The 9,559-nt window shown below is 63.6% G+C and carries 10 protein-coding genes; 1 reads left to right on the top strand and 9 read right to left on the bottom strand.

Annotated features, from left to right (window positions below):
* From JWR89_RS20920 to JWR89_RS20895, 6 genes are all read right to left on the bottom strand, one after another.
* The coding region (locus tag JWR89_RS20920) for a glutathione S-transferase N-terminal domain-containing protein (protein ID WP_299719712.1) at positions 1 to 310 on the bottom strand (310 nt) is incomplete at its 3' end.
* An 89-nt stretch (positions 311 to 399) separates the two neighbouring features.
* Entirely contained in the window at positions 400 to 1,233 is an 834-nt protein-coding gene (locus tag JWR89_RS20915) for an outer membrane beta-barrel protein (RefSeq protein WP_299719710.1), read from the bottom strand.
* Positions 1,234 to 1,373: 140 nt separating this feature from the next.
* Positions 1,374 to 2,240: an outer membrane beta-barrel protein gene (locus tag JWR89_RS20910; RefSeq protein WP_299719708.1), complete on the bottom strand. Its 867-nt coding sequence runs from the start codon at positions 2,238 to 2,240 to the stop codon at positions 1,374 to 1,376.
* 211 nt (positions 2,241 to 2,451) lie between these two features.
* Positions 2,452 to 3,678, bottom strand: coding sequence for an MFS transporter (locus JWR89_RS20905; RefSeq protein WP_299719718.1), 1,227 nt, complete (start codon positions 3,676 to 3,678; stop codon positions 2,452 to 2,454).
* A gap of 291 nt (positions 3,679 to 3,969) precedes the next feature.
* The gene (gene glmM / locus JWR89_RS20900; protein ID WP_299719706.1) at positions 3,970 to 5,316 is read right to left on the bottom strand and encodes a phosphoglucosamine mutase; all 1,347 of its coding nucleotides are present in this window, start codon (positions 5,314 to 5,316) and stop codon (positions 3,970 to 3,972) included.
* 239 nt (positions 5,317 to 5,555) lie between these two features.
* Entirely contained in the window at positions 5,556 to 5,723 is a 168-nt protein-coding gene (locus tag JWR89_RS20895) for a hypothetical protein (protein ID WP_299719704.1), read from the bottom strand.
* Positions 5,724 to 5,835: 112 nt separating this feature from the next.
* Between JWR89_RS20895 and JWR89_RS20890 the strand changes: the two genes are divergently transcribed.
* Positions 5,836 to 6,975 carry an alpha-hydroxy acid oxidase gene (locus tag JWR89_RS20890; protein WP_299719702.1) on the top strand — a complete coding sequence of 380 codons (1,140 nt, stop codon included), beginning with the start codon at positions 5,836 to 5,838 and terminating at the stop codon, positions 6,973 to 6,975.
* A 26-nt stretch (positions 6,976 to 7,001) separates the two neighbouring features.
* Here the strand turns inward: JWR89_RS20890 and JWR89_RS20885 are convergent, their stop codons facing one another.
* The 3 genes from JWR89_RS20885 to JWR89_RS20875 form a co-directional block, all read right to left on the bottom strand.
* Positions 7,002 to 7,775: an alpha/beta hydrolase gene (locus JWR89_RS20885; RefSeq protein ID WP_299719699.1), complete on the bottom strand. Its 774-nt coding sequence runs from the start codon at positions 7,773 to 7,775 to the stop codon at positions 7,002 to 7,004.
* Between the two features lie 215 nt (positions 7,776 to 7,990).
* Positions 7,991 to 8,620 carry a DUF5666 domain-containing protein gene (locus JWR89_RS20880; RefSeq protein WP_299719697.1) on the bottom strand — a complete coding sequence of 210 codons (630 nt, stop codon included), beginning with the start codon at positions 8,618 to 8,620 and terminating at the stop codon, positions 7,991 to 7,993.
* Between the two features lie 70 nt (positions 8,621 to 8,690).
* Positions 8,691 to 9,539: a shikimate dehydrogenase gene (locus tag JWR89_RS20875; RefSeq protein WP_299719693.1), complete on the bottom strand. Its 849-nt coding sequence runs from the start codon at positions 9,537 to 9,539 to the stop codon at positions 8,691 to 8,693.
* Positions 9,540 to 9,559 lie beyond the last annotated feature (20 nt).

Below are 9,559 nucleotides of genomic sequence, written 5' to 3'. Positions count from 1 at the left end.
TAGCCGGCCTGCCGGATGATACCGGCCGCGATCCGTTCTGAATATTCAGTGCGAAAAACGAACGACAGCGCCCCGCTTCGCTGCCGCGGGCGAGATACCGAATGATCGCATTGGACTGCGCCAGTGGCCGGCCGTCGTCGAGCACGACCGTGGGCACCTGCCCTGCCCCGTTCAGCCTGAGAAACTCCGGCGTGCGGCTTTCGCCCTTTTGCGTGTCGAGTTCGGTCCACACATAAGGCAGCGACAGGCGATCGCAGACCCACTTCACCTTCAGGCAATTTCCGGATCCGCTATCGCCGTAGATTTTCAGCATTGCTGTGCTCCCGCTGGAAGACACAGAGCAGCAGCGACGTTATATTCTGTCAACAGGATTGAACGCCGCAGCCACGCGTCGCCCGGTCAGAACTTGTAGCCGAGACCGGCGCGGACGGTGTTGATCGAGGTATCCACTTGGGACGTGAAACGGATGTATTCCCATTCACCGCGCAGGAACAGGCCGCCGACGATCGCCATGTCGAAACCCAGACCAGCGGTGTAGCCGTAGATCAGGTGGCTATACTTGCCATCCTCGATGGTGCCACCGAGTTGCCGCCCCAGCAGATTGGCTGGCGTCGTCGAGCCCGGCCCCGCGGTAACGAAATCGCTGACAGAGGCCGTCCGAACGATATCCGCCTGGCCAAGCGCCAGTCCGCCGAAGGCGTAAGGTAGGAAGTTTCCGAAAGCATAACCGGCGCGAGCGCGGAATGTGCCGACATCGCTGATGCTGATCGAACTCGACGCGCGCGACGTCACTGAATGATAGTTGTTATCCGACAGCAAGCTGTATCGCGACATAGCGCCGGAGGACGCGCCGCCGAACTTGCCGTGAACGTAACTCATCTCAAGTCCGATTACGACGTCGTCCCACTGCGAGTTGTAACCCACAAAACCGCCATACGCTTCGGAATGGCCCGACTGGTTGGTGAAACTGAGCGGCCATGAGGCGACGCTCATTTCATTTCCAACCAAGGTGTTGGCCAACAGACTCGCCGTCATATCGGAGTTCGAGCCTTTGAATTTGGTATCGCTCGATCCGTAACCCGCCTGGGCGCCGATGTAGAAACCCTGCCAGTTGACCTGCGAAGTCAGGCCTTCCGGAATCGCGCCACGCAACACCGGAAGGTCCGGCATGTCCGCCGCCTGCGCGCTGTGTGCCGCGCCGAGCATCAGTGCTAACAAAAGAAACTTACGCATCACGACATTCCTCAACTAACGGACTGGCCTGATCATCCCCCGTTAACCTTAACCAATGGTTGCATGGACGCCTTCCGCGCAAAACAAAACGGCGCGGGAAGCCCCCGCGCCGTTAAGCAGTGTTAAGATAGTTAGGCCGATCAGCCCTTGCGGATCAGCGGCGGCGGCGGCGCGTAGGCCGGCGGGCTGTCGAGATTCCAGCGCACGCCGAGCTTCAGGTCGTGCGAGGTGATGTCCTTGAACTGCATCGGAACGCCGCGGGTGAAGCCGGTGTAATCCGACACCGGTCCGGTGGTTCCGTCGCCGAGGTTCAGGTAGCTGTAGCCGAGTTCGACGGTCATCGCCGGGTTGACCTTGTACGCCAGACCGGTGTGCAGCGCCCAGGCGAAGTTCCACTTCGACGCGGCCGGAGCACCGGCATAGCTCGGGAAGGTGCCGAAGCCGGCACCGTTGTTGTTGGTCGAACCGTTGTCGGTGTAGTTCGCAATGTTGACCCGCGCCATGCCGACGCCGGCACCAACGAACGGCGTCACGCACCACCAGGTGCCCAGATCGACATAGCCATTCGCCATCACGACCCACTCGGACTTGGTCGCATTGTAGTTGTTGACGCCGTTTCCAACGACACCGCCACCGGCAGGAAAGGTGATTCGGTCGGTGCCCTTGAAATTCGAATTGCCGCGATACTGACCGGTGATGTCGCCGCGCAGCCAGCTGTTGAACTGGTAACCGACGCCGACCTGATAGATGCCGGCGGTGTCGAATGCGGTGGTCTCCTGAAGCGACAGCAGTGCCGCATTCCGGTTATCGCCCATGGCGATGTTCTTCACCTTCTGATTGCTGAAGCCGATATCGCCACGCAGATACCAGCCGCCGAAATCCTCGGGCGGCGCCGGCGGCGCATAATACTGCGGCGGCGGCACGGGCATGTCGGCAGCGAGAACGGCGGTCGACATCGTCAGCAGGGTGGCCGCTCCGGCGGCCGCAATCAATTTAACGCTACGCATTGGCTTCGTCCTTTTGCCAGAGAGGCAACTGAGGCCTCACACTCGAAACTCACGGACGAAACATGGCAGCAATTTCTTAAGCGGCACTTAACCCTAACAATTAAGGTTGACAATCGATGACGAATTGCACTGCGAGACGACACACGCTGCCCCGCGCGCGCCATAGTTACTAACAAAGTCTTGCTATGGGGCGGGGAGCGCCGCGCCTCTGCTATCGCGCCGGCGCCGCCCGGCTGTTGCCGGGCATCTTTGGCAGGAAGACCGCGAGCAATCCGATCGCCGGCAGCAGCGCGCAGGCCTGGTACACGAATTCGATGCCCATGCGGTCGGCGACCTCGCCGAGCAGCGCCGCGCCGATGCCCCCTGCCCCGAACGCAAAGCCGAAGAACAGCCCGGAGATCATGCCGAAGCGATGCGGCACCAGCTCCTGCGCATAGACCAGGATCGCCGGCATCGCCGACGACAGGATGAAGCCGATCACCACGCTGAGCAGCGCCGTGCCCAACAGCCCCGCGAACGGCAGCAGCAGCGTGAACGGCAGCACGCCGAGGATCGAGAACCAGATCACGTAGCGCCGCCCGATGCGGTCGCCGATTGGGCCGCCGAAGAAAGTGCCGATCGCATTGGCGCCGAGGAACACGAACAGATAGAGCTGGGCGCCCTGCGTCGAGACGCCGAACTTTTCGATCAAATAGAATGTGTAGTAACTGGTCAGGCTGGACAGATAGATGAACTTGGAGAACACCAGCACGATCAAGATGCCGATCGCCAGCGCCACCCGCCGCGGCGTCGGCGCGTCGGGATGCCGCGTTACGGCGGCGCTGCCGCGCGGCACGATGCGCGGTTGGTACCAGCGCCCGATCTGCCACAGCAGCACGATGGCGACGAAGGCGATCGACGAGAACCAGGCGATGCTGGGCTGGCCGAACGGCACCACGATCAGCGCCGCCAGCACCGGCCCCAGCGCCGAGCCGGCATTGCCGCCGACCTGGAACACGGATTGCGCGAGACCATAGCGGCCGCCGGAAGCGAGCCGCGCGATCCGCGCCGATTCCGGATGGAACACCGCGGAGCCCAGCCCGACCAGCGCCGCGGCGACCAGGATCACCGCATAGACATGAGCGATGCTGAGCAGCAGCAGGCCGAAGAACGTAAAGCCCATGCCGATCGCCAGCGAGAACGGCAGCGGCTTTTTGTCGGTAAAGTGACCGATCACGGGCTGCAGCAGCGAGGCGGTGAGCTGGAACGCCAGCGTGATCAGGCCGATCTGCGCGAAGTCGAGCGCATAGTTTTGCTTGAGGATCGGATACACCGAGGGGATCAGCGACTGCATGGTGTCGTTGAGAAAATGCGACAAGCTGATGCCGCCGAGCACGAGATAGGCAGGGCCGGCGACGGCGGGCACAGCGACCGGCGTACTCACGGACGCAACCTGCATCTCATCTGTGACGACAACGGGCTTGTTCACAACGGCATCCTGCAATGGGACGCTTCTCGTACAATGTACGGCGGCGGCAGACTACTAATAATAGTCGATGGCAGCGTTGCGCGCGACTGTACCGGCTTTGCCCACGAGCAAAGACACACCGCCGTCATCCTGAGGTGCGAGCCGCCTTCGGCTCGCCTCGAAGGATGGCGTTCCGCGCCGTCGTCCTTCGAGGCTCGCAAGGGCTCGCGCCTCAGGATGACGGCGCTCCATTGCAGCCGGACCCCACGCGCGGCGATCCGCTCACGCCGCCGCGGCATGCCCCAGCGCGGAGACGATGGTATCCACCACCTCCTCCACCATCACCCGATCATCGCCTTCGCCCATCACCCGGATCACCGGCTCGGTGCCCGACGGGCGGATCAGCAGACGGCCGTGGCCGTTGAGGCGCAGTTCGGCGGCGGCGATGGTCGACTTCACTTCGTCGTTGTCGAGCGGCTTGCCGCTGCGGTAGCGCACGTTCTTCAGGATCTGCGGCAGCGGGTCGAACAGATGACAGACTTCCGACACCGGGCGGCCGTGCTTCTTCACCACCGCCAGCACCTGCAAGGCGGCCACGAAACCGTCGCCGGTGGTGGCGTAGTCCGACATGATGATGTGGCCGGACGGCTCCCCGCCGACATTGTAACCGTTCTTCATCATCTGCTCGAGCACGTAGCGGTCGCCGACCGCGGTGCGGATCAGTTCGATGCCCTGCGCGTTGAGAAACCGCTCGAGGCCGAGGTTGGACATCACGGTGGAGACGATGCCCGGCTTGGCAAGGCGGCCGTCTTCCTTCCAGCTCTGCGCGATCACCGCGAGCAACTGGTCGCCATCGACCACATGGCCACGCTCGTCCACGATGATGACGCGGTCGGCGTCGCCGTCCAGCGCGATGCCGATGTCGGCGCGCATCTCGCGCACCTTGCGGCTCAGCGCTTCCGGAGCGGTGGAGCCGCATTCCTTGTTGATGTTGAAACCGTCGGGCTCGACGCCGATCGAGATTACGTCGGCGCCGAGTTCCCACAGCGCTTCCGGCACCACCTTGTAGGCGGCGCCATGGGCGCAATCGACCACGACGCGAAGGCCTTCAAGGCTGAGGTCGCGCGGCAGCGTGCGCTTGGCGAATTCAATGTAGCGGTCGTGCACGCCGTCGATGCGGCGGGCGCGGCCGAGGCTGGCGCTGGCCGCGAGCTTCTTGCCGAGATCCTCGTCGAGCAATTCCTCGATGCGCTTCTCGACGTCGTCGGACAGCTTGAAGCCGAGCGGGCCGAACAGCTTGATGCCGTTGTCCTCGAACAAATTGTGCGACGCGGAGATCATCACGCCCAGATCGGCGCGCATCGACTTGGTCAGCATCGCGACCGCCGGGGTCGGCATCGGGCCGACCAGCAGCACGTCCATGCCCACCGACGTGAAACCCGCCACCATGGCGTTCTCGATCATGTAGCCGGACAGCCTGGTGTCCTTGCCGATCACCACGCGATGGCGATGGTCGCCGCGCTGGAATACGAGGCCGGCGGCCTGCCCCACCTTCAACGCCAGTTCCGGCGTGATCACGCCATTGGCGCGGCCGCGGATGCCGTCGGTCCCGAAATATTTGCGGCTCATCTCAACCCCCTCGTCGCTTTCGCGTTGTCGCAGGGGGTCCAACCGAACCCGGCGACTCGCCTGCGACACCAGCCCCACATGGTATGTGACGGTCTTATAGAGCCCAGCCGCCTAAAATGGCTTCAAAAAATATGATGAATCATTACCGACCGCCGGCCGGCAGACTTTTATCAACACATTGACATATAACAGCTATTTAACTTTTTCAGCAATAGGGCCGGCGCTCGGACCGGACCCCGTCAGTCCTTGCGCTTGATGTGGTGGTCGGCTTTCGAGTGCGCCGGCTGGGTGACGCTGACCGGATCCGAGCCCGGAAAGGTCTCTTCCAGACCCTCTTCAAGGGCATTGTCGAGCTGCTTCTTCTCGATCTCGGCCGCGGTCGGCGACTTCGGTTTGGAGCCTGGCATGGGGCCTCCTGTGCAAGCATGGCAGTTTGCGCGCAACTGCCGTTTGGCGGCAGACGCAACCATGCTAGATCACAAGGAAATACGCAAATTCAAGAAGGGCCGGGATCGCACCATGAAGCACATCACCTGCATCGAAGATCTTCGTCTGGAGCACAAGCGCAAGGTGCCGAAGGCGTTCTTCGACTATGTCGATCATGGCTCCTACAGCGAAGATACCTTCCGCGCCAATTCCGCGGATCTCCAGAAGCTGAAATTCCGCCAGCGCATCCTGGTCGATATCGCGAACCGCGATCTGACCACGACGATCCTCGGCGAAAAGGCCAGCCTGCCGCTGATCTGCGCTCCGGTCGGCTCCACCGGCATGCAATATGGCGACGGCGAAATCCACGCCTGCCGCGCGGCGCAGGCGGCGGGCATCCCCTATACGCTGAGCACCATGTCGATCAATTCGATCGAGGACGTCGCCGAGAGTGTCGAGAAGCCGTTCTGGTTCCAGCTCTACGTGATGAAGGACCGCGGCTTCATCAAGGAACTGATCGAGCGCGCCATCGCGGCGAAATGCAGCGCACTCGTGCTCACCGTCGATCTGCAGGTGATCGGCCAGCGCCACGCCGACATCAAGAACGGGCTGTCGGTGCCGCCGAAGATCTACAACCTCAAGAACATGATCGATTTCATGAGCAAGCCGGCATGGTTGATGCGCACGTTGCAGGCCAAGCGGCGCAACTTCGGCAACATCGCAGGCTTCGTCAAAAATGCCGACAACCTGGAATCCGTCGCGCAGTGGACGTCCACACAGTTCGACGCCTCGCTGAACTGGAAGGATCTCGACTGGATCCGCAGCATCTGGCCGGGAAAGATCGTCATCAAGGGCATCCACGATATCGAGGATGCCCGCGAAGCGGTGAAGGTCGGTGCCCAGGCCATGGTCGTCTCCAACCATGGCGGCCGTCAGCTCGATGGCGCGCCGTCGTCGATCTCCGTGCTGCCGGGAATCGTCGATGCCGTGGGTTCGGACATCGAAGTCATGTTCGACAGCGGCATCCGCTCCGGCCAGGACGTGATGCGCGCGCTCGCTTTGGGCGCGAAGTCCTGCATGATCGGGCGCGCCTATGTGTACGGCCTCGGCGCCTATGGCGGCCCCGGGGTCACCAAGGCGCTGGACATCCTGCGCAACGAACTCAGCGTCACCATGGGCCTGTGCGGCGTCAACTCGATCGCCGAGATCGACGGGCATGTATTGGTGAAGTAGTCGATTGCGGCCAAGGGGTGCGCCTCTTACAGCAGCGCCTTCATCCATGCCGCGATGGCGCTGACCACCGTCTGCTCAATGCCGTAGTAACCGTGCGGCGACAGCGAGCCACAGTCTCGCGACGAGCGCTGTGTGCCGCCGCTGACGTTGAGAACCTTCACCGCCGGCGAATCCCTCATCGTCGCAGCGATCTTCGCGGCGTCCTGCGGCGGCGCGACATTGCAGCGGTCGTCGCGGTTGGCGACCACCAGCGCCGGCACGTTGACCTCGCCGGGATGCGCGTCGAACACCGTCTCGTGACTGCCGCCGAGCACCGAGACCGACTCGCTCAGCACCACGCCGGCGATCTCGCCGTGGCGCAGATGCGCCGCGCCGTTCATCGCCGCAATTGCGCCCTGGCTGGTGCCAAGCAGAAACACCGGACCGGACGCCTGGGCCTTCGCGGCGGCGACCAGCGCGCCGACCAGCGCGGCATAGTCCGGCGAGCTTCGCCGGCCACGCAGGTTGTCGCCGTCGGGAATCAACACCGCAAAACCTTCTGCCACCCACAACGCCCGCGAACGCACCACAAAATTGTTGTCGTGCGCGAGAGCGCCGTCCGCGCCGAGGCCCACATCGCCGGCGCCGCCCGGCAGCATGACGATGCTCGCGCGGGGATGCAGCGGCGTGACGTACAGCGCGCGCTGCGGCGCGCCGGCGACGGGGACGTCAAGCACGCGCTGGGCCGTTTGTGCATTCGCGAGTGGCGCGGCTGCAAAGAACACGGCGACAAGAAGTAAACCCGACAGTTTCTCGCGCATGGCTGTTGCTTCCTTCCTTCTCCCCCGCGCGAAGCGAAGCTTCGCCAGGTGGGAGGAGGTGACGCGGACAAAGTGCGCGACGGATGAGGGGGCACGAAGCTCGGAACTTGCCGCTACCCCTCACCCGGCCGCGCTACGCGCGTCCACCCTCTCCCACCTGGCGAAGGTTCGCTTCGCGCAGGGGAGAGGGAAGCAAGAGAGCGTCGTGTCTCCGCTCACATCGGCGGCGTGAGACCATCGAGGCCGACGTTGACGCGGGCGGTTTCCAGCGTGCCGTCTTCCTTCTTGCTGGCGCCCATGATGATGACCTTGGCGCCGGCTTTCAGTTCGGCCCTGGTGCTCGGCACGAAGGTGACGATCGGGGTGTCCGGTGTCACCGTGACTTTCTTTTCGCCGTCCTTGTATTTCACCGTCAGGGTCTGGCCGTCGGTAGCCTCGACCTTCTGATCGACGGTGGCGTTGGTCATGGTGCTGTTGGGGCGCAGATCCCAAGGACGAAAACCTTCGCCAGTGCCGCGCATCGCTTCCGGAAAAATGTGGATCGCAATCGCCTTCTGGGTGCCGTCGGCCTGCGGCTGGCCGGTGACGCCGATATAGGAGCCCGGTTTGATGTCGGCCAGCGTGGTCTTGGTGATGCCGGTCACCGAGACGTTGTCGGTGAGATGCACCTTGCGCTCCTCGCCGTCGCGCGCCTTCACGGTGATGTTGGCGCCATCGACGCTCTCGATGGTGCCGCGGATGCGGATCGGCTGTGGTTGCTGCGCCCACGCAGCCGATGCCAGCAGCGACGCCGCCAGCACGGTACCCGCGCCGATGCGCGTGATGAACGAGATCGATCGTGACATTGGAATTTCCTTCGGAGACAGCGCCCAGCTCTGCAGATGGAAACCCCCGGGGCGAATTGCTATTCCCGCATCACGCTACTGTGAGGGAAAGGTCAGCCTCGACCAGCGCGCGCAGTTCCGGCGTGACGTCCGGACGATGTCCGAACCACAATTCGAAACCGCGCACAGCCTGATACAGCAGCATGCCGAGCCCGTCGGCGGTGCGCAGGCCGCGCGCCTGGGCCGCGACAAGCAGCGGCGTCTGCAGCGGGACGTAGACCAGATCGGCCACCACCGCCTGCGCGGGCAACCGCTCGACATCGACCTCCAGTGGCGGCTGGCCGCTCATGCCGAGCGAGGTGGTGTTCACCAGCAGGCCGGCGCGGGGCAGAATGCCGTCGATATTCTCCCAAGCGAGCGGCAGCACCCGCGGGCCGAACTGATCGGCGACCGCCTGCGCGCGCGCAATGGTGCGGTTGGCAAGATGAATGCGCTTGATGCCGCGTTCGAGCAGTCCGAACACCACCGCGCGCGACGAGCCGCCGGCGCCCAGCACCAGCGCGTCCTCGGCATGGTCCCAGTCATCGGAGGCGTGATCGAGATTGTCGATGAAGCCCTCGATGTCGGTATTGGTGGAACGCAGCGTGCCGTGGTCGTACCACAGCGTATTGGCGGCGCCGACGGCGCGCGCGCGCTGGTCCGGCGCGGTCAGGTTGAGCACGCGCTCCTTGTGCGGGATGGTGATATTGCCGCCGATGTAACCATGCTTCGACAGGTTCATGACGAATTCGGCGAAGCCTTCGGGGGGCACCGACTCGATGCTGTAGCCACCGTTCAGATCCAGCGCACGCAGCCAGTGGTGGTGAATCAGCGGCGAACGCGAATGCGCGGCCGGCCATCCGATCAGGCAGGCGGCGCGGGGCTTTATCTGATTGGGCATCGACCATCCTTCGCTTCAAG

The organism is Tardiphaga sp., from assembly GCF_028290785.1.
Taxonomy (GTDB): Bacteria; Pseudomonadota; Alphaproteobacteria; order Rhizobiales; family Xanthobacteraceae; genus Tardiphaga.
This window is presented reverse-complemented; position numbering and strand designations above follow the sequence as displayed.